Below are 26,606 nucleotides of genomic sequence, written 5' to 3' on the forward strand. Positions count from 1 at the left end.
CTCGGTGATCTGACGCACCGCGTCGCGCTTGAACTCTTCCGTGAAATTGCCTTTGCCCATGTAGGCCTCCTGCCTCAGATTTAGGGGAGAAGGCGTCTACAAATCTAGGGGCTATTCAGATGTTGTTGGCGTCGTCGAGGAACTCGCAGCGATGAAGTTGGCGGACGAGTGCCTCGTTGATCTCGCTGCTGGTAAAATCGAAGCCATTCAGATCACGATAGGCGGGAAAGCGTGCGGTCTTGAGCTGGTAGGCCGTCGATCGCACTTCCCGTTCCGCGGTCTCCGCCTTGAGAAGCTGTGACAAGATCGGGATGGCGGCCTCGAACGCCGGCGATCCTTGTTCGGTGAGCTCGCCAACGGCCTGGGCCATGCCATGCATCTTCAACTGCCGCAGCATGATGACGATCGCGCCGCTTGCTGGATTATGACGCATGGCGGGCCTCCGTCTTTCTCAGGGCATCGTATCGTTCGACATTGGCCTTGGGCTCGTTGACGAGCGTCAGGGCTTGCGGCGCATCAATGGTCGGCGGTGTGAAGGATTTGCCGTCGACAAGGCGATGCAGCAGGTTCAGCACATGCGTCTTGGTCGGAACGCCAGACTTCAGCGCCATGTCGACCGCCGACAGGACGGCCTGCTCATCGTGCTGAAGAACCAGCGCTAGGATATCGACCATCTCCCGGTCGCCGCCCGGCTTCTTCAGCAGGTATTGCTGCAAGGCCCGGAATACATCGGGGAGTTCGGCGAACGGTGCGCCATTGCGAAGCGCACCTGGCTTGCGCTGCACGACCGCCAGATAGTGCCGCCAATCGTAGATCGTCTGCCCCGGTCGGTCATGAGAGCGATCGATGACGCGACGATGCTCGCAGACGATCTGGCCCTCCGCAGCGACCACGACACGATCCGGATAGACCCGCAGGCTCACCGGTCGATTGGCGAAGGATGCCGGGACGCTGTAGCGATTGCGCTCCAGATGCACGAGGCAGGTTGGAGAGACACGCTTGGTATATTCGACAAACCCATCGAATGGTCGGGAAACAGGCATAAGCGCGGTAGCTTCCTCCGCCCAGATGTCGGCAATGGTGCCGCGCATCTGCCCATGTGGGGTCTGTGCCCAGAATTCCTTGCAGCGCTGCTCGAGCCAGTCGTTCAGAGCATCCAACGAGGGAAAGCGCGGCGTGGGCTGCCAAAGACGATGACGCGCGTCCTGAACGTTCTTCTCGACCTGTCCCTTCTCCCAGCCTGAAGCCGGATTGCAGAACTCGGGTTCGAACAGATAGTGGCTGGCCATCGCCTGGAAACGGACGTTAACGTCACGCTCTTTGCCACGGCCGACCTTGTCGATCGCGGTACGCATGTTGTCGTAGATGCCACGGCCGGGGATGCCTCCGAACACGCGGAATGCATGATTGTGGGCATCGAACAGCATCTCGTGCGTCTGCAGGAGATAGGCCCGAACGATGAAGGCGCGGCTGTAGCTCAGCTTCGTGTGCGCCACCTGCAGTTTGGTGCGCTCATTGCCGATGATGGCCCAGTCTTCCGACCAGTCGAACTGGAAGGCTTCGCCGGGGTCAAACGCCAGGGGCACATATGTCCCGCGGCCCGTCGTCTGCAATTCTCTCTGCCGATCATCACGCCATTCCCGAGCAAATGCCGCAACCCGATTGTAGGAGCCCTCGTAGCCAAGGCTCATAAGATCGGCATGCAACTGCTTCATCGTCCGCTTCTGTTTGCGGTTCTTCTTGGATTCGCTCTTCAGCCAGGCAGACAACCGATCAGCAAAAGGATCAAGCTTGCTTGGCCGCTCCGGGACTTTGAACTTCGGCTCCACGCCGTCCAGGCGCAGGTATTTGCGGATGGTATTCCGGGACAGGCCGGTCCTGCGGCAAATCTCCCGGATCGATAGTTCTTCTCGAAAATGCCAGCGTCGGATCACGCTCAATAACGCCATGTCGATCACTCCATAGCCCCCGCTGAAAACATGCGAGGGAAGGTTGGAACATGGGTCAATTCTCAATGGAAATATCAGGCCACGCCGGGTCATGTATGGATGCCCCCGTTCATGCAAGCAGTTCTTCGAGCGGCTTTGAACGTGTGATCGGGTGCGGTCATGTATCAGGCCTATTGTGCGGCCCGAATACGACCGCTGGCCGGTATGGAGCTACGCGGACCTGGTGCAAAAACAGTTCTACGAGCTCGTGGCTCACTGACCCGGATGCATTCCCAGACCCACTCTCACCGATCTTTGTCCTTACCGTTCGCTGACCTCCTCACACGCCGACGATCCGTCCTGACCTTAGCTCAGCACTTGCCTACACTGCAGGCAGAACGGAATCCTTGTAATCTTCGTTCTTGGTCATCATTGCCCAGATGGATCGAGCCATTTTGTTGGCGAGGGCGATCGCGACGAGCATGCGAGGTTTGCGCGCCAGCATTCGTGCCAGCCACGAGTTCTCGGGTGGAGCCTTCCGGCATGCCCATCGAATGACGGTCATCGCGCCAATGATAAGAAGCCGGCGGATGTCGCGTTGTCCCATCTTCGATGTTCGGCCGAGAACCTGCTTTCCTCCACTCGAATGCTGCTTTGGCACCAAGCCGAGCCAGGCCGCAAAGTCTCGCCCCCTGCGGAAAGTAGCCATCGTGGGCGCGAAGGCCTCAACTGCCATGGCGGTAATCGGTCCCATGCCGGGCATGGACATGAGGCGAGCGGTACTCTGCGAACGCTTCGCTTCCGATCTGAGTGCCTTTTCCAGCGATGCGATCCGAGAGGACAGCGCGTCGATTTGGTCCAGATACAGTCGCCCGGTCTCTACAACGATAAGTTCGAGGCCGGCCTCGTGATCTTCAATAATCTCCGCCAACAGGGCCAGGTTCGCAACGCCTTGAGGTGCAATGACACCATGCTCGGCCAGATGTGCGCGAAGGGCATTGATAAGCTGTGTTCGCTGACGGACGAAGAGGTCCCGCGTCCGGAAGAGCATGGAGCAGGCCTGCTGCGGTTCAGACTTCGGAACGACAAAGCGCATCGACGGCCGGGTCGCTGCTTCCACGATCGCTTCCGCGTCGGCAGCATCATTCTTCTGTCGTTTGACGAAAGGCTTCACGTAAGCCGGCGGGATCAATCGAACCTCGTGGCCAAGCTTGCCGATCTCACGCGCCCAGTAATGCGCGGTGGCACAAGCTTCCATCGCGACCGTGCATTTGGGCAGTTCCGTAAAGAAGGTGATCACTTGGCCGCGAGACAGTTTCCTGCGCAAGACCACACCGCCATCGCTTCCGGCGGCATGAACCTGAAACACCCGCTTTGCAAGGTCCAGGCCGACGATGCTAACTTCATTCATGGACGCTCTCTCCTCTAAGTGACGTTCTGGCGAACATCACTCTGGCACATTGCGATGCCGTCGGGAGGGGGCATCCACTCCATCAGTTCTCAGTGGCAATCAACACCCTCACGGCCCTAACTGACAGAGGTCCTTCCACCCGGTACCCGCCCTTCAACGAAGGGCCGGTAGTCTGAACCGCTTTTGACGACGGCGTGCACGACGCGGGCCATCTTGGCGGTGATTGCGGTCATCACCTTGCGGCGCAGGTCTGGATTGTCGCGATCTCTTGCGATGTAGCGTTCAAACTTGTGCCGAAAGCCATTCTCACGCTGACGGATGGCGACTTGCCCGGCGATCCACAGGGTGCGGCGCAACCGAGCATTGCCGAATTTGGAAAGGCGGGTCTGGCCGCGATATTGGCCTGACTGCTGGGTCGAGAGATCCAGCCCGCAGAATTTGAGAAACTGACGGTGATGGTGAAAGCGCCGGAGATCTCCCGCCTCGGCAATGATCGTCAACGCGTTGATCGGCCCGATGCCGGGGATCTGGCGCAGGAGCTGGTAATCCTGACTGCACCGCAGCAGTTCGTCGGCCTGTTCCTCGATCTCATTGCGTTGCCGGATCAGGCTGCGCGCTTCGGCAATGACCATCCGGAACATACGAATGGCAGGGGCCTCGAGCGGTAGCGGCAGTCCGATCGATGTGCGCGCCGTCTCGTAAATATCCATCAAAATCTGTGTCTTGCTGACTTTGCGACCGACGACGTTCCATGCAGCTTTAACGAACTCCTCCTTCGTCAACGCCACAATACTTGCCGGCGCCGGAAAGGCATCGAGGAAAGCGAAGAACCAATCGCTGCGGCTGTTTCCCCGGAAGCGATCGATCTCGGGAAAATACAGCGGCAGGTAATGCGTCAGGATGCGATGCTGGATCTCGGTCTTGGCCCTGGCGATCGCCTCATGCGTCTTCGACAGTTCCTGCACGTCGTTGATGCCGGCGCGCAGTGGATCATGGTAGACTTGCGTCGCCTGGATCTTCAGCATGTGCAGCATCACCTGCGCATCCTTGGGATCGTTCTTGTCCCAGCTGTTGTGCAAGGCCTCGCGGGTTCGGGCGAGCGCCAGCGACGACACCAGCCGCACCTCGAAGCCTGCTTCGGCCAGGCGCCACGCGATGGGCCGGTGATAATTGCCCGTCGCCTCAAAGCCGCAGACCACCGGTCGGCCATACGTCTGCAGAACTTCGATCAGTCGATCATGCTCCGCACGACTGTTGAGGACCTGCAGCCGGCGGCGACGTTTGTGGCCTGGGTCTTCGATCAGAACTTCGTTGCGAATCTTGGCAATGTCGATGGCTACCAACACCGCATCGGCGGGTATAATATTTGCGCTGGTCATGGTCGGTCTCTCCGAATGGGTTGTGAACACTCACATTCTAGAGAAACCTTGACTGGCCATGGCCGCCTCGAACGGTGCGCGCCTGCAGCGAAAAGCTGCGCGCACCGCTGTCTCAACTGCCTCCGCTCGTTCCTTCCGTAGGTGCTATGGCCATGAATTCCAGGCGAAGTTCCACTGGCACGTCGAGGACCAGGGCATCCGCCATGCATACATCAAGCGCGGCACGCCGCAACTGAACGGCAAGGTTGAACGTTCGCACCGATCGGATCAACAGGAATTCTACCAGCTCCTCAGCTACAAAGGCGACGTCGATCTGGAGGCCAAACTCGACGAATGGGAGCGCTTCTACAACTTTGCCAGGCCTCACGGCGCGTTCAATGGAAAAACGCTGTATGAAGCGCTCCGAGAAAAGCTATAATTACATAACGAGATGTCCCAAAAGAACCCGCAGATTACATTTTGCGTAAGATCAAATATACCGGATTGATGATTATGGGTTCTGAAGAATTTTTGGCCGCATACCTTGAGCATTTGCATGAGCTGGTCGGCGCCAAATTCAGTTAATATCCAATCCAACAACTTCGCGATATCGCGACACGGGACAAAGCGAATGCCTGTCGACTCGCCAGCGCAGTCGTCGCGAGCCACTATCGTGGCCATCGGATCTTTACCGCAACTGTCGAAATAGCAACCCAGATGCCGAGCCGCAGGACCATCGCGGCCATCGTGCGGCTCTCGTAGGCCCCGCCGCGCCAGACGTGCCAAAGGAAGAAAGCAAGGACCATGGCCGTTGCCGTCGCGATACCGATGGACAGGGCAGGCGCCCAGGCCGTGCCGCGCCAAAGTCCGATCCCTGCCAGCAGATAGGCGAAGCCGGTCATGAAGTTGAACCACAACACGACGGGAACCACCGCTCCCATGTCGGCCCCGCCGAAGAGCGCGCGGCCGCCCGAAATGACGGTAGCCAGGCCAAACACGACCGCCACGCCAGCGATGATGGATTGCGAGAGAGGTCTTGCGGTCATGGTGTCCTCAGATATCAGGCGTCGGCCAGCCTGCCGTCACGCAGGTGGATCAGGCGATCGAAGCGGTCGAATATCTTCTCGTCGTGGGTGACGGTGACGATGCAGGCTTCCTGCTCGACGGCAAGCTTGCGCAACAGGTCCATCACCAGTCCGGCGCGCTTGCCGTCGAGCGCGGCGGTCGGTTCGTCGGCCAGGATGATGCGGGGACGGTTGGCCAGCGCCCGCGCAATGGCCACCCGCTGCGCCTCGCCACCTGACAGGAGCGCCGGCTTGGCCGCGGCGCGGCGACCGACTTCAAGATAATCGAGCAGTTCGCGTACTCGCGCCCGACCCTTCTCAACCGACCAGCCGGCGAGGTCGAGGACCACGGCAACGTTTTCTTCGGCGGTCAGGAAGGGCAGAAGGTTGTGCGTCTGGAAGATGAAGCCGATCTTGTCCAGCCTGAGCCGCCGCAGGTCGCGCCGCAGCCATTGCCCCTCAAACACCGTCTCGCCGTCCAGCGTCACCTTGCCCGCCGATGGCGCCAGGATGCAGCCGATGACGTTGAGCAGTGTGGTCTTGCCCGAGCCGGAGGGGCCAAGAAGCGCGATCACCTCTCCGGCCCGGACCTGAAGGTCGACGTCGCGCAGTGCATCGACACGGGTTTCGCCCTCGCCGAAATGCTTGGCCACACCTTTCACGTCGATGAGGATTTCGCCGTCCGCCATGTCAGCTCCCCAGAGCCGTAGCGGGATCGACCTTCATCGCCGCCCGTACGCCAAGGCCCGAGGCGGCGATGCAGACGGCGAAGATGATCCCGGCCAGCACCATCACGTTGAACGGCTCCAGCACCACCCGGCGCGGGAAATAGTCCTTTACCGTCAGGATCAGCACGAGTCCGATCCCCCAGCCTGAAGCACCGAGGATCAGCGCCTGCTGCACGATCAGCCCGATGATGGTGCGGTCGGGCGCGCCGATCAGCTTCAGCGTGGCGATCTGCTTCAGCTTCTCCATCGTCATCGTGTAGATGATGAGCGCGATCACTACCGCCGAAACACTGAGCAGGATACCGAGAAACAGGCCGATTTGCCGCCGCGCCAGATCGACCACCGAGGAGACCAGAATGTCCTCCTGCTCGGCTTGCGTCAGCGCCGCCAGATGTTTCCATTGCCGCACGGTCGCTGTCAGCAATTCGACATCCGCGCCCGGCGCTACCCGTGCGATCACGGCCGCGACCGAAGCGGACTTGACCGAAACGGCGCCCCGCGCCGCCTGAACGCGCTGGGCTGCGGGGTCAAGCTCGGTTTGCAATGCCATCGCGTCGGACAGCGTGATATAGACCGCTGGATCGCCGCCCGCGTTCATTGCTCCTTCGACCAGCCCGACCACGGTGAAACGGTTGCGCCCGAGACGGATCGTCTCACCGGTCAGAAGACCGGTCTTGCGGTCTGCCACCAGTTCGAAATGGCTTGTGCCGATGCCGCGCCCTTCGGCGATGCGCTGCGGCCCGCCGGGATGTCCCGGCTCATAGCCGATGACGTAGAGCCGGAGCGAAGCGCCGGCATGGGCAGCCTCGATGTTCTGGAAATTGATCGCGCCGGCTTCGGCCACGCCGGGCATCCGCGCCACGGCGTCGCGCGTGGTCAGCGGGATGTTCGAGGCTTCGGCAAACGGCCCCTGGGTGCCGCTCTCGACCACCCAGACATCTGCCGCCGGCGCCTTCACGACCGCCAGCGCATCGGCGACAAGGCCGTTATAGATGCCGATCATCGACAGCACGACCGTCATCAAGAGCCCCAGCCCGAAACAGGTGAGGACGAAGCGGAACAGTCCGTGGCGTATATCCTTGAGAGCAAGGTTCATGGCGTGGTCCTGGTCCGCGCCCGCCGCCCCTCGGTCGCGCCTTGCGGCATCCGGGCGACGATGGCGGCATCGTCCGGCAGACTGCCCGTGACTTCGACCCGACCACGATCGTCGCGCGCGCCGAAGGTCAGTTCGACCTGCTCCAATCGTCCGTCCCGTACCAGCCAGACCCGCCCGCGATGGCCGTCGAAACCGGTGATCGCCACCTCGGGCACCATCAGCGCACTGTCGCGGTTACCGGTGGTGATGCGCACCTCTGCCTGCTCGCCGAGATACATCGGCTGGGGGCAGTCCGTGCAGGTCAGCCAGATCCGGCGTTCCTCATTCACCCGGTCGCTTTCAAGCCCGATGCGGGCGATGGTGCCATGGAATTCAGCCTGGGGCTGCGAGCGCAGCCGGATCGTGCCGGGCTGGCCAAGCGCAAGCTGGCCGGCGCGCTCCTCATCGACATAGGCCTGGATCCAGACCGTTTCGGGAGCGATCAGGGTGAAGATCGGGTCGCCGGCCCGTACCACCGTTCCCGCTTCGGCATTGCGCGTGACGATCACCGCGTCATAGGGTGCGCTCAGCCGATGACGGGCGAGAAGGACCTTCTCCTGTTGCAGGGCTGCCGCCGCATCCGCGCCCTGAGAACGGATCACCGCCACATCCGCCTGGGCGACCGCAAGATCGGCACGGGCCACGTCCTCGTCGCGCTGCGCTTCCTCGGCGCGCTGGATCGAGGACACATCGCGCTGTGCCAATCCCTGCTGACGCTGATTTGCCGCCTGGCGCTGCGCCAGTACGCTGCGGGCACGCGCCACCGTGGCCTCGGCGCGGGCGAGGGCGGCGACATTGGCCTCGACCGCAGCGCGGGCGCGGGCGGTGCGCGCCTCCTGCTCGGCTGGATCGAGGGTCGCCAGTTCCTGCCCTCTGACTACCCGGTCCCCGACGTCGGCGGCCAGCCCGGTCAGGGCAGCTCCAACCTCGAACCCGACCCGGCTGAGGATCCGCGCCTCGACCGAGCCAAGGCCATAGATGCGCAGGGCCACATCCTGCTCTGGTTGCACCACGCTGACCGTGAGCGGTCGCTCGGTGAGGAACAGCACACCCGCGCCCAGCACCAGACCCGCCGCCGCACCTAACATCCACCGACGCCGCATGGCCTAATCCTCCTTCCCGGTCAAAAGCCGAAGTTGTATTTCAAGGACCCGCTTGCCTTCCCCGATCAGGGAAAAGTTGCGCGCGCCGAGCGACCAGCGGATCGCCATGCCCTGCACCAGCGACGTCAGCAGAACGGCGGCATCCTCTGGGGCGACTTCGCGGCGCAGGGAACCGGCTGTTTGACCGCGCGCCAGTTCGGTCACGATCAGCCCCTGAAACTTCATCAGCAGACCTCGAAAGGCCGCGCGCAAATCCTCATTGCCGACATTCAGCTCGCGCGAGAACAGCAGCATCGGCAGCGCCGGTGTGGAAACAATCTGCCCCAGTTGCGCGCCCACCAGCGCCGTGACCCGGTCGATGGGGCCATCAGTCCCAGTCATGGCCCGTTGCCAGGCTATTGCCAGTTCCCCGGCCACATGATCCGCCACGGCAAGCCACATCTCGGCCTTGGTGGGGAAATGCCGGAACAGGGCCGCCTGACTGACGCCCACGGCCGCTGCGGCAGCACCTGTCGTCACCCGATCCGGCCCGATCCGATCGGCCAGGTCGAGGACGGCCGCGACGATTTCGGCCTTGCGCAATTCCGCGGATTTTCGCATAAAGTACCTAGTAAGTGAGCAATCACATACTTAAGTGGAGCAATGATCGTGGTCAAGCTTTTCTGACGGAGCAAAGCGAACGCGCGGTGTTGCCGGCAAGATGGCGACAAGCTGCCGGCAATGGGAGCAGGCTTGGAAGGGGTGATCCTTCATGGATGCACAGAACCAGAACTGGGACGATCTGCGCTTCTTTCTCGCTGTGGCCCGGGCGGGCACGCTGTCTGGCGCAGCGCGCAGCCTTGGCGTAACGCACTCGACCGTGTTTCGCCGTCTCAGCGCCTTCGAGGAACGTCTGGGCGTTCGGCTCTTCGAGCGGTTGCCGGACGGCTATGCGCTGACGGGCGCCGGAGAGGCCATGCAGGAGACCGCCATCCGGATCGACGAGGAAATTATCGCCCTGTCGCGTCAGGTGACCGGACAGGACCAGCGCCTGAGCGGGCTTATCCGCATCACAGCCATCGATATGCTGGCGATCGGGTTATTGCCACCGCATCTGGCGGCCTTCCATGCAGCGCAGCCAGGGATCGAATTGGAAGTGATCGTTTCGGACACTCCCCTGGACCTGACCCGACGCGAGGCCGATGTCGCACTGCGCATCGGCAACACGCCGCAGGAAACATTGGTCGGCCGGCGTGTCGGCCGGCTGGCCTTCGGGGTCTATGCCTCGGCAGAACGCGCCGCTCAGGGGCTTGATGACGATCTTGCCGGCAGCGACTGGATCGGCTTCGGCCGGTCACATGGAGCGATCGGTCATCAGTTGGCGGGTTGGCTGCCGAAAATGCGGCCAATCTATCGCACCAACTCGATCTCGGCCGCGATTGCCGCGGCAAGGGCCGGAATCGGCCTTGCGCCGCTGCCCTGCGCCGTAGCCGACCGTACCCCCGATCTTGTCCGGATCGCCCTGTTTCCGCAAGATTTCCGGCTCGATCTGTGGCTGCTGACCCATGAGGACCTGCGCAACACCGCCCGTATCCGTGCATTCATGGATTTCATGGCTGATGCGCTCGCCACCGACGCCGACCTTCTGGAGGGCCGTCGTCCGCAGGCTGGTCTTCCCCGGACAACCACGGCATGAGTCATCCGTTATCTCTCTTGCGGGGTGCGGTCCTGTGGACACCGCTTGCGATGCTGATGGAAGACGAGGCGCGCGCTTCGGCAGTCACCGGTCTGTTCCATTGCCCCATTACAGGGACAATGATCGCATGCGCCCTTTCAGGGCGTCTGGTGAGTCCCGGAAATCGCGAGCATCACGGAGAGATCATGCCCGCCAATGACACGCTGAATGCCGTGGCCCAAAGCCGACGACAAGGAACCCCCGGCGAGGTTCTGGCCGCCTTCCTGAAACTGGGCCTGACCTCCTTCGGTGGACCGATCGCGCATCTGGGCTATTTCCGCGAGGAATTCGTTGCCCGGCGCGGCTGGATCGACGATCGTGGCTACGCCGACCTGGTCGCGCTGTGCCAGTTCCTTCCTGGGCCAGCATCCAGCCAGGTCGGCTTCGCTCTAGGTCTGCAGCGTGCCGGGCCGGCGGGTGCGCTGGCCGCTTGGCTTGGTTTTACCTTGCCTTCCGCCCTGCTGTTGATGCTGTTCGCGCTCGGAGCGGGGGCGTTTTCAGGCCCGCTCGGCATCGGGGTGCTGCACGGGTTGAAACTGGTCGCGGTGGCCATCGTGGCGCAGGCGGTCTGCGGGATGGCGCGCACGCTTTGTCCCGACCGCTCACGCCAGACGATCGCGCTCGCCGCCGTATTGATGGCGGTGCTGATCGGGGGAGCCACGGGTCAGCTGGGTGCAATCCTGCTCGGTGGGCTCGCCGGGCTCTGGCTTTGCCGGGACACGGCGGGAGCGCCGGGTGAAGCGCTGCATTTCCCGGTTTCGCGGCAGGCGGGAACAATCGCGCTGGCCCTGTTCTTCATCCTGATCTTCGGCCTGCCGCTAGCTGTGATGCTATTTCCCGCGCAGGGCCTAGCGGTGATCGACGCCTTCTATCGCGCTGGTGCGCTGGTATTTGGCGGCGGCCATGTGGTCTTGCCTTTGCTGGAAGCCGAAGTGGTTCGCCCGGGCTGGGTCACGCCCGATGCGTTCCTGGCCGGCTATGGCGCGGCCCAGGCGGTGCCGGGGCCGCTCTTCACCTTCGCCGGCTATCTCGGCATGCTGCTCGAACCCGGCCCGAACGGGATCGCCGGCGCGACGCTTGCCCTTTTTGCGATCTTCCTGCCGGGCTTCCTGCTGCTTGTCGGCGCGCTGCCGTTCTGGAACACGCTGCGCGCACGCTCCGGCGTGCGGGCGCCGATGGCAGGGGCCAATGCCGCGGTGGTCGGCATTCTGGGCGCCGCGCTCTACGATCCGCTCTGGACCAGCTCGGTCGGTTCGCCCCGTGACTTTGCGCTGGCGCTGACCTGCTTCGTGGCCCTGATGAGCTGGAAATTCCCGCCATCGCTCGTGGTGTTGATTGCGGCTGCCGGCGGCGCGATCCTGGAGGTAAGCTCGATGTCGTAATGGAAAAAGAATAGCGACCAGGAGCCTGATCGACCGGGAATGTAACGCCAGCCCATCCGGCGCATCATCGCCGGTCTCCCCCAGCCACTGCCGCCGTCGCGGCACAGCCAGGAACACAAATTGCAAATCGACCTTTCTTCCGACCGCTTCATGACAGCATTGACCGGCATCACGCTTGCCGGGATGGCGCTTGCGACTGTCGATGCCTTCTTGATCCCCGGTCTTTGGGGACCGGTCGGTCTCGTGCTGGTCTATCTGGCCGGTGGTGTGCCGACCGGGGTCCGGGCCCTGATGTCGCTCTGGCGCGAGCGGATTCTCGACATCGATCTTCTGATGATCGTGGCCGCCCTTGCCGCCGCCGCGGTGGGTGCTGCGCTCGAAGGGGCGGTGCTGCTGACGCTGTTCAGCCTCTCGACCACGTTGGAGCAGCGGGCGATGGGCCGGGCACGCCATGCCGTCGAGGCGCTGATGGCGCTGCGTCCCGACACCGCGCTCAGGCGCGCTCCTGACGGCACCATCACGGAAGTTTCGGTGGGCGATCTCGTGGCCGGCGACCTGGTGGTGCTGCGCCCCGGTGCGCGTGTGCCGGCCGATGGCGAGGTGGCGGAAGGGGAAGGCTCGCTCGATGAGGCGACGATCACCGGCGAATCGATGCCGGTCGGCAAAAGTCGCGGTGCTAAGGTGTTTGAGGCCACGGTGAACCTCAACGCCGTGCTGGTGGTGCGCGTCACCCGCCCGGTCGCGGAAAGCACCGTGGCGCGAATGATCGAACTGGTGACCGAGGCTCAGGCCGAGCGCGCTCCTTCCGAACGGTTCAGCGCCTGGTTCGGCCAGCGCTATACCATCGCGGTGCTGGCCGGCGCGATAATGGCTCTCGTTATATTCCTCGCACTCGGCTGGACAATGCAGGATGCGCTTTATCGCGCCGCGACGCTGCTGGTCGCGGCCAGCCCCTGCGCGGTGGTGATATCGGTCCCGGCCGCGATCCTCTCGGCATTGGCGGCGGCCGCGCGCGGCGGCGTGCTGTTCAAGGGTGGCGCGGCGCTGGAGACGCTGGCAGATGTCGATATCTTCGCCTTCGACAAGACCGGTACGCTGACCACAGGCAAGGCCGAGGTGACGCAGGTGATGGCGTCGGAATCGGGAGCACAGGCCGAAGAGCGGTTCCTGTCATTGATCGCCGGTCTCGAGGCGCATTCCGAACATCCAATTGCCGATGCGATCCGCCGCCACATCGACGAAAAAGGCATAATCGCCGCCGAGGTGCGCGATGTGGAAACCGTGCCCAGTGAGGGGATTACGGGGGAGGATGCCGTGGGCTCGCTCTGGGCCGGCAATCCGCGCATGGCCGCGCGCATGGGCGCATCGCTCGACGCACCCGAATTTGCGCAGCTGACGGACGGCAGCCAGACCGTGGTGTGGCTGGGGCGGGGAGATCGGGTCTATGGTGCGCTCACCGTCGCCGACCGCCCGCGCGAGACCTCGGCCGCCGGACTGGCTGCGCTCAGGACGGCTGGGGTGGGCACTATCGCCATGATGACCGGCGACCGGCGCCCTGTCGGCTTGCGGATCGCCGCGGAACTCGGACTGGAGGCAAAGGATGTCCATGCCGATCTTCTGCCTGAAGACAAGGTCCGGCTGGTGGGCGAACTGGCGAAGAATGGAAAGGTGGCCTTTGTCGGCGACGGGGTGAACGACGCCGCCGCGCTGGCGCGGGCCGATGTCGGCATCGCCATGGGCGCAGCGGGCAGCGACGTCGCCTTGCAGGCAGCCGATGTCGCGCTGTTGTCGGAGGACATGGCCCGCCTTGCCGCCGCGCATCGGTTGGCGCGCCGTACCCGACGGATCATTCGTCAGAATCTGATTTTCGCCATCGGCATGATGCTGCTTCTGGTCGCCTCGAGCCTGTTCTTCGCCCTGCCGCTGCCGCTCGCGGTCGTCGGACACGAAGGCGGCACGGTGCTGGTGGTGCTGAACGGCCTCAGGCTGCTCGCCGACCCGATCCGGGGGCGCAGTGCGACCTCACTGCGACGCCAACCCGACGCCGGCCCTGTAGAGCCTTCATACCAGTCAGGGGTTTGACCGGATGACGGCAATCCCGCCCGAAACCCGCGTAGATGAGGAACCGACCGCTCTTCAGTAGGCGTCGAATGCCGGTCAAGAACCTGTGGTACGAATGGCGGCCGAAGGCGGCGATGGCCATGCCAAGCAACAAGAGGACAATTCTCTCGACAAAGGCGGCTCTTCCAGACGGAACCATTCCGCTGGAGGGAGAAATTTTCACAAGCCCGTTTCCCGGTGCGGACGCTTCTGAACTTTCGCGATTTGGCAGGCGGCCTTATCGGTAGACGATACCGCCATCGGTCAGGATCGACTGTCCCGTTATGTAGTCGGAATCGGCGCCCGCGAGGAAGGCGACCAACGCTGCCACGTCCTCCGGCGTCTGCGCGCGACCCAAAGCGATGCCTTCGACATACTTCTTGTAAGTTTCGCCCTTCGGCGTTCCGGTGATCTCGGAAAAGCGCTCGTCGATCTCCACCCACATGTCGGTGCCGACGATGCCGGGGCAGTAGGCGTTCACCGTGATGCCCGCGCTGGCATATTCCTTGGCGGCGGCTTGCGTCAGCGCACGCACGGCGAACTTGGTCGCCGAATAGACGCCAAGCATGGCGAAGCCGTCATGTCCGGCAATCGAGCAGGCATTGATGATCTTGCCTTTCTGTCCGCGATCCTTGAATTTCTTCGCAGCCGCCTGGATACCCCAGAGCACGCCGTCGACATTGATCCGGAAGATCAGGTCCATGTCCTCGGGCGTGACGTCGGCGATCGGCTTGACCTGGGCGATGCCGGCATTGTTGACGATGACGTCGAATCCGCCGAGTTGCTTTTCCGCATGGTCGATAGCGGCGTAGACGTCGTCGCGCTTGCTGACATCGGCGATGACGGTGGTGGCCTTGCGTCCGAGCGCTTCGACTTCCTTGCGAACGGAGTCGAGCTTGTCAGCCTTGACATCGGCCAGCGCGAGGTCGGCGCCTTCCTTTGCAAGCCGCAGCGCAATGCCGCGTCCGATCCCCTGGCCAGCGCCGGTTACCAAAATGACTTTGCCATTCAACGACATGATTTTCTCCTACAGAAAGTTGGCCAATCCTGTGCAGCCAGGATGTTCCCTTTCGGGCAATACAGCCGGAGCAGAACCGACTACACTCGATGATTCCGGTCCATTTAAAGGCCGTGGCCCGGAAATGATGCGACGGCGCCGAAACTGGCAGTAAGGCCACCTCAAGGGGCCTCCCTCAAAAGCAACAGTGATTGTTCGACACCGCAAGAGTATGACATGATCCCGCATATATGGCCGAGCGCCATATTTTCATCGCGCGGATAGGGTCGCTGTTGCAGAAGGATGCATAGTTGATGATGGAAGCGGAACGCTACGACGCTGTCGTGATCGGCAGTGGCGAGGGCGGGAAATACCTCGCCTGGCATATGGCGCAAGCCGGCCAGAAGGTAGCTGTCATCGAGCGGCGCTGGATCGGCGGCTCGTGCCCCAACATCAACTGCCTGCCCAGCAAGAACGAGATATGGAGCGCGGGTATTGCTCATGCCGTTGCCCACGCCGCGGAGTACGGCGTTGCATCCGGCCCTGTCTCGGTCGACATGAAGACGGTCGTGGCGCGCAAGCGCGCCATGGTCGAGGGTCTGGTTGCGTTTCATCTCGAACGCTACGAGGCGACGGGCGCGGAACTCATCATGGGCAACGCCCGCCTCATCGGACCAGAAACGATCGAAGTTGCCTTGAACGACGGCGGGACGCGACTGCTCGCCACGGACAAGCTGTTTCTCAATCTTGGAACACATGCAACCATTCCACCCGTCCCCGGTCTGGCCGAAGCCAGGCCGCTCACCCATATCGAGGCGCTCGAACTGGACCGGTTGCCGGCACATCTGATCGTGCTCGGCGCCGGCTATGTCGGCCTTGAACTCGCGCAGGCCTATCGGCGTTTCGGCAGCCGCGTCACCATTGTGGACCGTGGGCCACGGCTGCTGAAGCGCGAGGATGAAGATGTGTCCGAAGAAGTTCGGCGGATTCTGGAGGCGGAAGGCATGGAGGTGCTTTTGTCGGCCGAAGTCGAGAAGGTGGAGGGCCGGTCGTGCGAAAGCGTGCGCGCCACCATTCGGACGCCGGGCGGTTTAAGAACGATCGAGGGCACGGACATTCTGGTCGCTGCCGGCCGCACGCCCAACACGCGAGGGATCGGTCTCGAAGAGGCAGGCATTGCGCTGACGGATCGCGGTTACATCAAGGTGAACGATCGACTGGAGACAACTGCAAGGGACGTCTGGGCCATCGGAGAATGCGCGGGAAGTCCGCAATTCACCCACGCATCGCTCGATGATTTCCGAATTATCCGGGACAATCTTGACGGTGGAGACAGAACGACCACCGGGCGGCTGATGCCCTATTGCATGTTCATCGACCCGCCCCTTGCCCGCATCGGCATGAGCGAAGCGCAAGCGCGGGCCAATGGAATGGATTTGCGCGTCGCGAAACTGCCAATGAAGGCGGTGCTGCGGACGCGGACGACCTCGCAAACCTCGGGCTTCATGAAGGCGCTGATCGATCCACAGGACCGGATCGCAGGCTTTGCGATGATCGGTTCGGAGGCCGGAGAAGTGATGGCCGTGGCGCAGGCGGCCATGCTTGGCGGTCTGTCCTACAGTGTCCTGCGCGATGCGGTTCTTGCGCATCCGACAATGGCCGAGGGGCTGAACGCGCTGTTTGGCAATGTAGCGAAACGATGAGTTTTCCAGGTTCAGGTGAGGCGGCGGGTTAGAGAATGAACGGACACGGTGAGCATCAGCACCATTCGCATGGTCACGCCCATTCGGGTGACGGGCATCTTGTGAAGGACCCCGTCTGCGGCATGGAGGTCGATCCGCAGACAGCGGAACATCACCTGACCCATGAGGGCCACACCCATTATTTCTGCTCGGCTTCATGCAAGGCGAAATTCAAGGCGGACCCGGCCCGTTATCTTGCAGGAGACGCGGCGCCCGCTCCGGACGCGCCCGAGGGAGCGATCTGGACCTGTCCGATGCATCCCGAGATCCGGCAGGATGGGCCGGGAAGCTGCCCGATCTGCGGCATGGCGCTGGAGCCGTTGATGGTGACCGCCGACAGCGGCCCCAGCCCGGAACTCGCCGACATGACGCGGCGCTTCTGGATCGGGCTGGTCCTCGCCGCTCCGGTGTTCGTGCTCGAAATGGGCAGCCACCTCGTGCCCGCGTTGCATCATCTGGTGCCGATGCGGATATCGATCTGGATTCAGCTCGTTCTGGCAACGCCGGTGGTTTTGTGGTGCGGATGGCCGTTCTTTGAGCGCGCCTGGGCGTCGCTGGTCAATCGCAGCCTCAACATGTTCACCCTGATCGCCATGGGCACGGGCGTCGCCTGGGCCTACAGTATCGTCGCCGTCCTTGCGCCGGGCATTTTCCCCGCCGCCTTTCGCGCGGAAGATGGCACGGTCGCGGTCTACTTCGAAGCGGCGGCGGTCATCACCGTTCTGGTGCTGCTCGGCCAGGTGCTGGAACTGCGCGCCCGCGAGCAGACATCAGGCGCGATCAGGGCGCTTCTCGATCTGGCGCCGAAGACGGCGCGGCGCGTCAGTGACGACGGCATGGAGGAAGACGTGCCGGTCGAGCATGTCGTGCTCGGTGACAGGCTGCGCGTGCGGCCCGGCGAGACAGTGCCCGTCGATGGCGTGGTCGAGGACGGCCGCTCTTCGCTCGACGAGGCGATGGTGACCGGCGAATCCATGCCCGTCACCCGCACTGTAGGCGATCAGGTCATCGGCGGCACGCTGAACCAGACCGGGGCGCTGGTGATCCGTGCGGAAAAGGTCGGCCGCGATACCATGCTGTCGCGCATCGTCCAGATGGTGGCCGACGCGCAGCGGTCGCGGGCGCCGATCCAGCGCATGGCCGACCAGGTCTCGGGCTGGTTCGTGCCGCTGGTCATTGTCATTGCAATTCTCGCCTTCATCGTCTGGGGCATCTGGGGGCCGGAGCCGCGCTTTGCCTATGGGCTGGTCGTGGCCGTTTCGGTGCTGATCATCGCCTGTCCCTGCGCATTGGGGCTGGCGACGCCGATGTCGATCATGGTCGGCGTCGGCAAGGGTGCGAGCGCCGGCGTCCTGATCAAGAACGCCGAGGCGCTCGAACATATGGAGAAGGTCGACACGCTCGTCGTCGACAAGACCGGCACGCTCACCGAGGGCAAGCCGTCGGTGACGGCGGTCGTTGCGGCAAACGGCTTCGATGAAACGGAAATCCTGCGGCTTGCCGCTGGCGTCGAGAAGGCGTCGGAACATCCGCTTGCTCTGGCGATCGTGGAGGCGGCAGAGAAGAAGGGCATCGAGGTCCCGCCCGTGGTGGACTTCGACTCTCCTCTCGGCAAGGGCGCGCTCGGCACCGTCGAGGGCAAGGCGATCGTGCTCGGCAATGCGGCGTTCCTCAAGGAGCATGGTGTCGATGCGTCGGCCCTTGCCGAACGGGCGGACGCCTTGCGCCACGATGGCGCGACGGCGATCTATATCGGCATTGAGGGCAGGGCCGGCGGCATTTTCGCCATTGCCGATCCGGTCAAGGCAACGACGCAGAAAGCGTTGAAAGCCTTACATGGCGAGGGTATCCGCATCGTCATGCTGACCGGGGACAATAAAACCACAGCCGAAGCTGTCGCACGTCAACTGGGCATCGATGAGGTCGAGGCCGACGTGCTGCCGGATGCAAAGAGCGCCGTGGTGAGCCGTCTCAAGGCGGAAGGCCGTGTGGTCGCCATGGCGGGCGACGGCGTCAATGATGCGCCGGCGCTGGCGGCTGCCGATGTCGGGATCGCCATGGGCTCGGGCACCGATGTCGCCATCGAAAGCGCCGGTGTCACCCTGCTCAAGGGTGATCTGATGGGGATCGTGAAGGCGCGGCGTCTGTCGCAGGCGACGATGGCGAATATCCGCCAGAATCTGTTCTTCGCCTTCATCTACAATGCCGCCGGCATCCCGATTGCCGCGGGCGTGCTTTACCCTTCTTTCGGCCTCCTCCTTTCACCGATCATCGCGGCGGCCGCCATGTCGTTGTCGTCGGTCAGCGTCATCGCCAATGCGCTGCGATTGCGAGGGCTGAAACTTTGACTGAAACGCCGGTGCGACTGACGCCCTCGCCTATGATTGACCGGGCGTCAGTCGCGCCAATAATTGTTGGCGGCTGCCACCGTCTGGAAATGGATGGCGATCACCTGTGAGGAGGCGATCAGCTGCGCGGTGTCCTGATCGTAGGCCGCGCGCAGCTTGTCGCGAATTTCTGCGGACGGCTGGGTCACCTTGACGCCGACCCGCGCCATTTTGGTGGCAAGGTCGAACCCCTCCTGCGGGGTTGCTGTCTTGAGTGAGGGAAGCCAAGTGTCAGCCATGATGTTTTCCTTCCAGAGAATACGAATACGCAACAACCGTAATCTACCCGAGCAGCCGACGAAAGCATCAACCCTCGATGCGTTTCGCCTCCAGGCGTCACGCCTGAAACGCCCTCTCGTGCGGGAAATCCCCTCCAGCGATGTAAGCGTCTTCCGCCTGCGTCGATTCTCGGCCGAGGACCTGATTGCGGTGCGGGTGACGGCCGAAAGCGGCGATGACCTTGCGCTGCATCGTAAAGTTAACGGAACTTGGGGCTTGATAGGCGATGAAGAGGCATGACAGACCGTGATCCGCTCTACCGTCGTCACCGCTTTCCCCCTGAAATCATTGCCCACGCGGTGTGGCTCTATTTCCGTTTTCCCCTGAGCCTGCGGATGGTCGAAGACATGCTGGCCGCTCGCGGCATCATTGTCTCGCATCAAACGATCCGGCTGTGGGCAGAGAAATTCGGACGAACTTTCGCCAACCAAATCCGTCAACGTTCGCGCGGCCGACTCGGCGATAAATGGCATCTCGATGAGGTCGTTATTTCGATCCGGGGCAAGAAGCATTGGCTATGGCGCGCCGTGGATCAGGACGGTTTTGTCCTGGAGGTTCTGGTGCAAAGCCGCCGCGACGCCAAGGCGGCCAAGCGCCTGATGCGCAAGCTTTTGAAAGGCCAGGGACGATCGCCGCGCGTGATGATCACCGACAAGCTTCGCTCCTATGGCGCCGCAAAGCAGGAAATCATGCCCGGTGTCGAGCACCGCTCCCATAAAGGCCTGAACAATCGGGCGGAGAATTCCCACCAGCCGATCCGACGGCGAGAGCGGATCATGAAGCGCTTCAAGTCAAAGCGACATCTGCAACTCTTCGTTTCCATCCATGATCCGATTGCCAACCTCTTCCACATCCCGCGCCACGACATTCCCTCCAGCCATCATCGCGAACTGCGCACAGCGGCGATGAACCTATGGGCGAAGATCGCTCGCACATGAGCAGTGCACGTGGCGGGCGTCACGCTTTTGCTTCGCTGAAGTTAACTTTACGATGCCGCTTCAACTCTTCCTCCCATTCCAATACCCAGGGATAGGAGGATTTCAGGATCTCCTTGATCGAAGCCTGCGAATTAACGACGCGGGAATAGATAGCGATGCAGGTGCTCTTGGTGGGGAACCGGCTCTGCTTGGCGGAAAAACCAAGGTCATGCCGGACGAGGTTCATCAGGTCGGCGCTGTCTTCCCGGTCATGGATGGTGAAGTCGACGCTGAGACCGATCTGCTCGGCATACATGCGCAGGAGCCGGGCACCAATGCCATGGAAGGTGCCGGCCCAGGCCAGTGCGTCGGTCATGATGGCGGCGTTGTCGCCGAGCACCTGCCGGCAGATGCGTTGGACGCGGCGCGCCATTTCCGAGGCCGCACGACGGGAAAAGGTCATGAGCAGAATGCGCCGCGGATCGGCGCCGTTGACGATCAGGTGCGCGACGCGGTGTGCCAGCGTGTTGGTCTTGCCGCTGCCCGCGCCGGCAATGATCAGCAGCGGGCCGCCAATCTTTCCGTCCGGCAGACCAACGCCATGTTCAACAGCTTCGCGCTGCCGATCGTTGAGTTTTTCGAGATGCGCAGCCGCCATTTGTCCCCAGCATGCCTAAGAAAAATTTCCTACCCCTCCGATCGATGGATATCTCCTTGATGAAGCTAAGGGATTCGTTTCAACGACTTAGCCGAGGGGTACTTCCGGAGCGGAGGCCCGATTGACTCAGTTGGGCAATCGGAACAAATAATGAACATATCAGCTTAAAGAACCGCTGAAAACCCTGAAGGAGTAACAATTCTGCCGTGGCAAACCATGCCCTCCACCCCGTGCTGGCGGAGCTTCGCGAGCGCATCGGCCAGCTTGAAGGCGGCTCGATGCGCGCAAGGCAAGTGCTGCCTTTCGGCGTCTCCGAGGTTGATCGGGCACTGCCGGGAGGAGGGCTCGCCTTCGGGGCGTTGCACGAGATCGCCGGCGGCGGGGGAGGGACAGTCGATGGCGCTGCGGCGGCGCTGTTCGTTGCCGGCATCGCCGCCCGATCCCGTGGCAAGGTTCTGTGGTGCATGACGCGCCCCGACCTGTTTTTCCCTGCCGTCGCCCAGGCCGGGCTCCATCCGGACCGTGTGGTCTTTTGCGAAAGCGATCGGGAAGAGGAGGCGCTGTCGGCGATGGAGGAGGGCTTGTCCTTCGGCGGACTTGCCGCCGTGGTCGGCGAGCTTGTCCGTTTGCCGATGACCGCCTCGCGGCGCCTGCAACTCGCCGCCGAGAAGACGGGGGCCATGGGCATCGTGCTGCGGCGATGGCGAAGGCAAAACGAGGCCTCGGACTATGGGCAGCCGACCGCCTCGACGACACGGTGGCGCATCAGCACCCTGCCGTCGGAAAGACTACCTGTTGCCGGCGTCGGGAGGGCGCGCTGGCTCGCAGAACTGATGCGCGTGAAAGCCGGCCAATGCGCCGAATTTGAAATTGGAGCCCCCGATGCCCAAGGTCGTATCGATCTACTTCCCACAGCTCGCGACGGAGAGGATCAGACGGCACGCTGGCGAAGCCTTGCCGGCTGACAAGCCGCTGGTCGTTATTGCCCGCCGCGGTTCGAAACGCTGGATCTCTGCCGCCGATCCGATAGCCATGAAGCTTGGCCTGCGCATCGGCATGGCCGCCAGCAAGGCGCAGGCCATGGTCGCCGATCTTCTCATGGTGGATGCGGCCCCGGTCGAGGACGCGGCTGCGCTGGAACGGCTGGCGCTCTGGACGCTTCGGCAATATAGCCCAGTCGTTGCGGTCGATGGTGCCGACGGTCTCGTCATCGATACGGAAGGCGCCGATCACCTGCACGGCGGCGAAGCGCTGCTCGTGTCGGGCCTCGTCAACATGCTGCGCGGCCGCGGGCTCACGGCGCGAGCCGCTGTCGCCGATACATGGGGCGCCGCGCATGCGCTCGCCCGGCTGCTGGCGGCGGAAACGACGGTGGTGCCGGCGGGCGACGTGCCGAAAGCGGTCATCGACCTGCCGATCGTCGCGCTGCGGCTACCGGCGGAGATCGTCCAGGGCCTGCGTGTTCTCGGCATCGACACGGTCGGCCAGCTCTCGGCCATGCCACGAGCACCTCTGACGTTGCGGTTCGGGCCGGAGCCCGCGCGCCGGCTGGATCAGATGTTTGGCCGCATCGCCGAACCGATCGAACCGATCCGCACGCCGGAGCTGGTGGAGGTCGCGAAGAATTTTGCCGAGCCGATCGGCGCACCTGAGACCATCGCCAAATATGTGCGCCGGCTGGTCGGCCAGCTCTCGGCTCGCCTTGCCGAAGACGGCCTCGGCGCGCGGCGCTGCGACCTTTTCGTGCATCGCGTCGACAACACGCGCCAGCATCTCCGCGCCGGTCTTGCCAAACCCGTCCGCGATCCGGCTCGGCTGTCGAAGCTTCTCTGTGACCGCATCGAGACCATCGATCCCGGTTTCGGCATCGAGAAGCTGGTGCTGGTCGCCGTCTTCGCCGAGCCGCTGGAGGAGCGGCAGGTCGCTTCCGCGCTGATCGAAGAGGAGATTGCCGACATCACGCCGCTGGTCGATATCCTCGGCAATCGCGGCCACCGGCTGTTTCGCGTCGCGCCCGTCGCCTCCGACGTACCCGAGCGTTCGGTCCGGCGGATAGCTGCAACCGCGCCTGATATCGGCGAAGCCTGGGCGGTAAAATGGCCGCGGCCGACGCGGCTCTTCGCAAACCCGGAGCGCATCGAGGTCATCGCTCTGCTGCCGGACCAGCCGCCGGCGGTATTCACGTGGCGCGGCAAGCGGCGGAAGGTCATGCGCGCCGACGGTCCGGAACGCATCTTCGGCGAATGGTGGCGCAGGCCGCGCGAGTTCCAGGCGGTCAGGGACTATTTCGTGGTCGAGGACGAGCTTGGCGAGCGTTACTGGGTCTATCGCGCCGGCGACGGCATCGATCCCGAAACCGGCTCGCACCTCTGGTTCGTGCATGGGGTGTTCGGATGACACCCTATGCCGAGCTTCAGGTTACGACGCATTTTTCGTTTCTGCGCGGGGCGTCCAGCGCCGATGAACTGTTCGCCACGGCGGCCGCGCTTGGCATCGACGCGATCGGTGTCGTTGATCGCAACAGCCTTGCCGGCATCGTGCGCGCCTGGGAAGCTGCCAAAGCCACCGGCGTTCGGCTCGTCGTCGGATGCCGGCTCGATCTCACCGACGGCATGTCGATCCTCGTCTATCCCATGGATCGCTCGGCCTATTCGCGGCTGACGCGGCTGCTGTCGCTCGGCAAAAGCCACGGCGGCAAGGGAAACTGCCTGATCGATTTTACTGATGTGGCCGAGCACGCGGCTGGCATGATCGGAGTGCTAGTCCCGGATGAAGCCGACGAGACCTGCGCCGTCCAGCTTCGCAAGATGGGTGAGTTGTTCGGCGATCGCGCCTATGTGAGCCTCTGCCTGCGCCGCCGGCCGAACGACCGGATGCGCCTGTACGGCATCGCAGCCATGGCCGCCCGCTTCAAGGTTCGCACCGTCGTCACCAACGACGTGCTGTTTCATGGGCCGAGCCGCCGGCAGCTGCAGGACGTCGTGACCTGCATCCGGACGCGAACGACCATCGATGAGGTCGGTTTCGACCGTGAGCGTCATGCCGACCGCTTTCTCAAGGCGCCTGAGGAAATGCACCGGCTGTTTGCCGAATACCCGGAAGCTCTGGCGCGCAGTCGCGAAATCGTCGAACGCTGCAAGTTCGACTTGAAGGAGCTGCAATACCAGTATCCGGAAGAGGCGATCGTCCCCGGTCTCGATCCGCAGCAGTCGCTGGTCAAGTTCACCTGGGAGGGAGCCGCCAATCGCTATCCCGAGGGCGTGCCTGACAAGGTCCAAAAATCCTTGCGCGACGAGCTGGAGCTGATCCGGGTCATGAACTATGCGCCCTATTTTCTGACGGTGTTCTCGATCGTCCGGTTCGCCCGGTCGAAGGGGATTCTTTGCCAGGGCAGGGGCTCCGCCGCCAACTCGGCCGTCTGCTATTGTCTCGGCGTCACCTCCATCGACCCTGATACCAACGACCTGCTGTTCGAACGCTTCATTAGCCAGGAGCGGGACGAGCCGCCGGACATCGACGTCGATTTTGAGCATGAGAGGAGGGAGGAGGTCATCCAGTGGATCTACAACACCTACGGTCGCAGCAAGGCCGCGCTTTGTTCGACGGTAACGCGATACAGGGCCAAGGGGGCGCTGCGTGATGTTGGCAAGGCGCTCGGTCTGCCGGAAGACATGATCAGCCAGCTATCGTCGGGCGTCTGGGGCTGGTCGGAAGGGGTCTCGGAACGGCAGATCCGGGAGAACAATCTCAACGCGGCCGACTACCGGCTGAAGCTGACGCTGGAACTGGCGCAGCAGCTGATGGGCACGCCGCGCCATCTCGGCCAGCATCCCGGTGGCTTCGTCCTGACCAATGACCGGCTCGACGATCTCGTGCCGATCGAACCGGCGCGCATGGACGATCGCCAGGTCATCGAGTGGGACAAGGACGATATAGAGGCGCTGAAATTCATGAAGGTCGACGTGTTGGCATTGGGCATGCTGACCTGCATGGCCAAGGCCTTCGCCCTGATGGCCGGGCACAAGGGTGATGTCCGCGACCTCGCCTCGATCCCAGCCGAGGATCCGCGCACCTATGCCATGATCCGCAAGGCCGACACGCTCGGCACCTTCCAGATCGAAAGCCGGGCGCAGATGTCGATGCTGCCGCGCCTGAAACCGCGCACATTTTATGATCTGGTCGTGCAGGTGGCGATTGTTAGACCCGGGCCGATCCAGGGCGACATGGTGCATCCCTATCTCCGCCGGCGCGAAGGCAAGGAGCCGGTCGTCTATCCGACACCCGAACTGGAGGCGGTGCTCTCGAAAACCCTCGGTGTGCCTTTGTTCCAAGAGTCGGCCATGAAAGTCGCCATGGTCTGCGCCGGGTTTACCGGCGGGGAGGCGGACCAGTTGCGGAAATCCATGGCGACGTTCAAGTTCTCCGGCGGCGTCTCGAAGTTCAAGGACAAGCTGATCGCCGGCATGGTCAAGAACGGATATTCGGCCGAGTTCGCCGAGAACACATTTTCTCAGTTGGAAGGGTTCGGCAGCTACGGCTTTCCCGAGAGCCATGCTGCCAGCTTTGCATTGATTGCCTATGCGTCGAGCTGGGTCAAATGCCACCACCCGGACGCGTTCTGTGCCGCGCTCCTCAATTCACAGCCGATGGGTTTTTATGCGCCGGCCCAGATCGTGAAGGACGCCGTGCAGCATGGTGTCGAGATCAGGCCCCTCTGCGTCAACGCATCGCGCTGGGACTGCACACTCGAGCAAGTCGATGGAAGCCGTCATTGCGCGGTCCGCCTCGGCTTGCGCATGGTGAAGGGGCTCTCGACGGTGGATGCCGCCCGCATCGTCACGGCGCGCGCCGAAGACCCCTTCGCCTCCGCCGACGATCTCTGGCGGCGGTCCGGCGTGCCGACGGCCGCGCTGGTGAAACTGGCCGAGGCCGATGCGTTCCTGCCGTCACTGCAGCTCCAACGCCGTGATGCGCTATGGGCGATCAAGGCGCTGCGCGACGAGCCGCTTGAGCTTTGGGCCGCGACCGCCGAGCGCGAAGCGCGCCAAGTCTCGGAAGTGCAGGAGCCCTCGGTCGTCTTGCCCTCGATGAGGGCAGGGCACGAGGTCGTCGAAGATTACGCCCACACCGGCCTCACCCTCCGCCAGCACCCGATCGCCTTCCTCCGCAAAGACCTTCGCCAGAAGGGGATGGTGACATGCGCCGAAGCGATGGCCGAGCGCGACGGCCGCTGGTTGATGACCGGCGGCCTGGTGCTGGTGCGCCAGCGGCCGGGCTCGGCCAAGGGCGTGATGTTTCTGACGCTCGAAGACGAGACCGGCATCGTCAATGCGGTGGTCTGGCCGACGCTGTTCGAGCGCCAGCGCCGCGTTCTTCTCTCCGCTTCGATGATGGCGATTAACGGAAAAATCCAGCGGGAAGGGGACGTCGTTCACCTTGTCGCGCAACGGCTATTCGATCTGTCGGACGATCTCGGCCGACTGGGCGAGCGGGACGAACAATTTCCCTTGCCGCATGGCCGGGGTGACGAATTCGCGCGTGGCAATGGCGCACCGGACCCGCGCGAGCGGCCAAAAGCGGCGGCGCCCGCGCGCGACATCTATGTACCATTATGCCGAGCTCGGCATAATGGTACTTATCCCGAGCCTGACACTATGCCGAACCCGTTCCCGAAAGCCCGAGATTTCAAGTAGGTCAGGATCG

The 26,606-nt window shown here is 63.1% G+C and carries 20 protein-coding genes and 3 pseudogenes; 10 read left to right on the forward strand and 13 right to left on the reverse strand.

The window, feature by feature from the left end; all coding sequences use genetic code 11:
- Positions 1–118: 118 nt before the first annotated feature.
- The 4 genes and pseudogenes from L0976_RS25125 to L0976_RS25140 form a co-directional block, all read right to left on the reverse strand.
- Positions 119–433, reverse strand: a pseudogene (locus tag L0976_RS25125) (ATP-binding protein); the annotation flags it as partial.
- Positions 423–1,949 carry an IS21 family transposase gene (gene istA / locus L0976_RS25130; RefSeq protein ID WP_234189749.1) on the reverse strand — a complete coding sequence of 509 codons (1,527 nt, stop codon included), beginning with the start codon at positions 1,947–1,949 and terminating at the stop codon, positions 423–425. The gene istA and the pseudogene L0976_RS25125, both read right to left, overlap by 11 nt.
- A 361-nt stretch (positions 1,950–2,310) precedes the next feature.
- Entirely contained in the window at positions 2,311–3,339 is a 1,029-nt protein-coding gene (locus tag L0976_RS25135) for an IS110 family transposase (protein WP_234189693.1), read from the reverse strand.
- Between the two features lie 116 nt (positions 3,340–3,455).
- Positions 3,456–4,718, reverse strand: coding sequence for an IS110 family transposase (locus L0976_RS25140; RefSeq protein WP_234189694.1), 1,263 nt, complete (start codon positions 4,716–4,718; stop codon positions 3,456–3,458).
- Between the two features lie 142 nt (positions 4,719–4,860).
- Here L0976_RS25140 and L0976_RS25145 point away from each other — a divergent pair.
- Positions 4,861–5,136: pseudogene (locus L0976_RS25145) on the forward strand (integrase core domain-containing protein); the annotation flags it as partial.
- Positions 5,137–5,365: 229 nt separating this feature from the next.
- On the opposite strand, the gene L0976_RS25150 reads toward L0976_RS25145, so the two are convergent.
- Genes L0976_RS25150 through L0976_RS25170 form a run of 5 tightly spaced genes read right to left on the reverse strand, consistent with a single transcriptional unit; the run spans position 5,366 to position 9,309 of the window.
- A complete protein-coding gene (locus L0976_RS25150; RefSeq protein WP_130520676.1) occupies positions 5,366–5,743 on the reverse strand; it encodes a hypothetical protein in 378 nt (125 codons plus the stop codon).
- Between the two features lie 14 nt (positions 5,744–5,757).
- Positions 5,758–6,450 (reverse strand): ABC transporter ATP-binding protein, encoded by a 693-nt coding sequence (locus L0976_RS25155; protein ID WP_130520674.1) that lies wholly within the window; start codon positions 6,448–6,450, stop codon positions 5,758–5,760.
- Position 6,451: 1 nt separating this feature from the next.
- Positions 6,452–7,585: an ABC transporter permease gene (locus tag L0976_RS25160; RefSeq protein ID WP_130520672.1), complete on the reverse strand. Its 1,134-nt coding sequence runs from the start codon at positions 7,583–7,585 to the stop codon at positions 6,452–6,454.
- A complete protein-coding gene (locus tag L0976_RS25165) occupies positions 7,582–8,727 on the reverse strand; it encodes an efflux RND transporter periplasmic adaptor subunit (RefSeq protein ID WP_234189695.1) in 1,146 nt (381 codons plus the stop codon). Before L0976_RS25165 ends, L0976_RS25160 begins: the two co-directional genes overlap by 4 nt.
- Positions 8,728–8,730: 3 nt before the next feature.
- Positions 8,731–9,309, reverse strand: a complete 579-nt coding sequence (locus tag L0976_RS25170; RefSeq protein WP_130520671.1) for a TetR/AcrR family transcriptional regulator — start codon at positions 9,307–9,309, stop codon at positions 8,731–8,733.
- Positions 9,310–9,478: 169 nt separating this feature from the next.
- On the opposite strand from L0976_RS25170, the gene L0976_RS25175 reads away from it, so the two are divergent.
- The 3 genes from L0976_RS25175 to L0976_RS25185 all read left to right on the forward strand — a co-directional run bounded on the left by L0976_RS25175 (position 9,479) and on the right by L0976_RS25185 (position 13,905).
- Positions 9,479–10,402: a LysR family transcriptional regulator gene (locus tag L0976_RS25175; RefSeq protein ID WP_234189696.1), complete on the forward strand. Its 924-nt coding sequence runs from the start codon at positions 9,479–9,481 to the stop codon at positions 10,400–10,402.
- 185 nt (positions 10,403–10,587) lie between these two features.
- Positions 10,588–11,823 (forward strand): chromate efflux transporter, encoded by a 1,236-nt coding sequence (chrA, locus tag L0976_RS25180; RefSeq protein WP_234189750.1) that lies wholly within the window; start codon positions 10,588–10,590, stop codon positions 11,821–11,823.
- A gap of 120 nt (positions 11,824–11,943) precedes the next feature.
- The gene (locus L0976_RS25185; protein ID WP_234189697.1) at positions 11,944–13,905 is read left to right on the forward strand and encodes a heavy metal translocating P-type ATPase; all 1,962 of its coding nucleotides are present in this window, start codon (positions 11,944–11,946) and stop codon (positions 13,903–13,905) included.
- Positions 13,906–14,161: 256 nt separating this feature from the next.
- Here the strand turns inward: L0976_RS25185 and L0976_RS25190 are convergent, their stop codons facing one another.
- Positions 14,162–14,941, reverse strand: a complete 780-nt coding sequence (locus L0976_RS25190) for an acetoin reductase (protein ID WP_130520665.1) — start codon at positions 14,939–14,941, stop codon at positions 14,162–14,164.
- A gap of 293 nt (positions 14,942–15,234) precedes the next feature.
- Between L0976_RS25190 and L0976_RS25195 the strand changes: the two genes are divergently transcribed.
- Both L0976_RS25195 and L0976_RS25200 read left to right on the forward strand, forming a co-directional pair.
- A complete protein-coding gene (locus L0976_RS25195) occupies positions 15,235–16,623 on the forward strand; it encodes a mercuric reductase (RefSeq protein ID WP_130520663.1) in 1,389 nt (462 codons plus the stop codon).
- Positions 16,624–16,658: 35 nt separating this feature from the next.
- Positions 16,659–19,010 carry a heavy metal translocating P-type ATPase gene (locus L0976_RS25200; protein WP_255696201.1) on the forward strand — a complete coding sequence of 784 codons (2,352 nt, stop codon included), beginning with the start codon at positions 16,659–16,661 and terminating at the stop codon, positions 19,008–19,010.
- Positions 19,011–19,057: 47 nt separating this feature from the next.
- Here the strand turns inward: L0976_RS25200 and L0976_RS25205 are convergent, their stop codons facing one another.
- Positions 19,058–19,288 (reverse strand): hexameric tyrosine-coordinated heme protein, encoded by a 231-nt coding sequence (locus L0976_RS25205; protein ID WP_024845346.1) that lies wholly within the window; start codon positions 19,286–19,288, stop codon positions 19,058–19,060.
- Positions 19,289–19,385: 97 nt separating this feature from the next.
- A complete protein-coding gene (locus L0976_RS25210) occupies positions 19,386–19,520 on the reverse strand; it encodes a DUF924 family protein (protein WP_234189698.1) in 135 nt (44 codons plus the stop codon).
- Between the two features lie 44 nt (positions 19,521–19,564).
- On the opposite strand from L0976_RS25210, the gene L0976_RS25215 reads away from it, so the two are divergent.
- Complete coding sequence (locus L0976_RS25215; RefSeq protein ID WP_234189699.1) at positions 19,565–20,266, forward strand: IS6 family transposase; 702 nt, start codon at positions 19,565–19,567, stop codon at positions 20,264–20,266.
- A gap of 55 nt (positions 20,267–20,321) precedes the next feature.
- Here the strand turns inward: L0976_RS25215 and L0976_RS25220 are convergent.
- Positions 20,322–20,903 (reverse strand): annotated as a pseudogene (locus L0976_RS25220) (UvrD-helicase domain-containing protein); the annotation flags it as partial.
- Between the two features lie 278 nt (positions 20,904–21,181).
- Between L0976_RS25220 and L0976_RS25225 the strand changes: the two are divergent.
- From L0976_RS25225 to L0976_RS25235, 3 genes are read left to right on the forward strand one after another with little or no spacing between them, the layout of a single operon-like run.
- On the forward strand, positions 21,182–21,868 hold the full coding sequence (locus L0976_RS25225) for an ImuA family protein (protein WP_370643845.1): 687 nt from the start codon (positions 21,182–21,184) through the stop codon (positions 21,866–21,868).
- Positions 21,786–23,300: a DNA polymerase Y family protein gene (locus tag L0976_RS25230; RefSeq protein WP_234189701.1), complete on the forward strand. Its 1,515-nt coding sequence runs from the start codon at positions 21,786–21,788 to the stop codon at positions 23,298–23,300. Before L0976_RS25225 ends, L0976_RS25230 begins: the two co-directional genes overlap by 83 nt.
- A complete protein-coding gene (locus L0976_RS25235; RefSeq protein WP_234189702.1) occupies positions 23,297–26,596 on the forward strand; it encodes an error-prone DNA polymerase in 3,300 nt (1,099 codons plus the stop codon). The genes L0976_RS25230 and L0976_RS25235 overlap by 4 nt, the downstream gene beginning before the upstream one ends.
- Positions 26,597–26,606: the final 10 nt, after the last annotated feature.

Origin of the sequence: Shinella sp. NM-101 (assembly GCF_021401195.1) — a bacterium.
GTDB lineage: Bacteria > Pseudomonadota > Alphaproteobacteria > Rhizobiales > Rhizobiaceae > Shinella.

Bases quoted from the DNA above. Each gene is read 5' to 3' on its own strand.
- istA (WP_234189749.1), bottom strand. From the start codon at position 1,949: ATGGCGTTATTGAGCGTGATCCGACGCTGGCATTTTCGAGAAGAACTA.
- L0976_RS25135 (WP_234189693.1), bottom strand. From the start codon at position 3,339: ATGAATGAAGTTAGCATCGTCGGCCTGGACCTTGCAAAGCGGGTGTTT.
- L0976_RS25140 (WP_234189694.1), bottom strand. From the start codon at position 4,718: ATGACCAGCGCAAATATTATACCCGCCGATGCGGTGTTGGTAGCCATC.
- L0976_RS25150 (WP_130520676.1), bottom strand. From the start codon at position 5,743: ATGACCGCAAGACCTCTCTCGCAATCCATCATCGCTGGCGTGGCGGTC.
- L0976_RS25155 (WP_130520674.1), bottom strand. From the start codon at position 6,450: ATGGCGGACGGCGAAATCCTCATCGACGTGAAAGGTGTGGCCAAGCAT.
- L0976_RS25160 (WP_130520672.1), bottom strand. From the start codon at position 7,585: ATGAACCTTGCTCTCAAGGATATACGCCACGGACTGTTCCGCTTCGTC.
- L0976_RS25165 (WP_234189695.1), bottom strand. From the start codon at position 8,727: ATGCGGCGTCGGTGGATGTTAGGTGCGGCGGCGGGTCTGGTGCTGGGC.
- L0976_RS25175 (WP_234189696.1), top strand. From the start codon at position 9,479: ATGGATGCACAGAACCAGAACTGGGACGATCTGCGCTTCTTTCTCGCT.
- chrA (WP_234189750.1), top strand. From the start codon at position 10,588: ATGCCCGCCAATGACACGCTGAATGCCGTGGCCCAAAGCCGACGACAA.
- L0976_RS25190 (WP_130520665.1), bottom strand. From the start codon at position 14,941: ATGTCGTTGAATGGCAAAGTCATTTTGGTAACCGGCGCTGGCCAGGGG.
- L0976_RS25195 (WP_130520663.1), top strand. From the start codon at position 15,235: ATGATGGAAGCGGAACGCTACGACGCTGTCGTGATCGGCAGTGGCGAG.
- L0976_RS25200 (WP_255696201.1), top strand. From the start codon at position 16,659: ATGAACGGACACGGTGAGCATCAGCACCATTCGCATGGTCACGCCCAT.
- L0976_RS25205 (WP_024845346.1), bottom strand. From the start codon at position 19,288: ATGGCTGACACTTGGCTTCCCTCACTCAAGACAGCAACCCCGCAGGAG.
- L0976_RS25210 (WP_234189698.1), bottom strand. From the start codon at position 19,520: ATGCAGCGCAAGGTCATCGCCGCTTTCGGCCGTCACCCGCACCGCAAT.
- L0976_RS25215 (WP_234189699.1), top strand. From the start codon at position 19,565: ATGACAGACCGTGATCCGCTCTACCGTCGTCACCGCTTTCCCCCTGAA.
- L0976_RS25225 (WP_370643845.1), top strand. From the start codon at position 21,182: ATGCGCGCAAGGCAAGTGCTGCCTTTCGGCGTCTCCGAGGTTGATCGG.
- L0976_RS25230 (WP_234189701.1), top strand. From the start codon at position 21,786: ATGCCCAAGGTCGTATCGATCTACTTCCCACAGCTCGCGACGGAGAGG.
- L0976_RS25235 (WP_234189702.1), top strand. From the start codon at position 23,297: ATGACACCCTATGCCGAGCTTCAGGTTACGACGCATTTTTCGTTTCTG.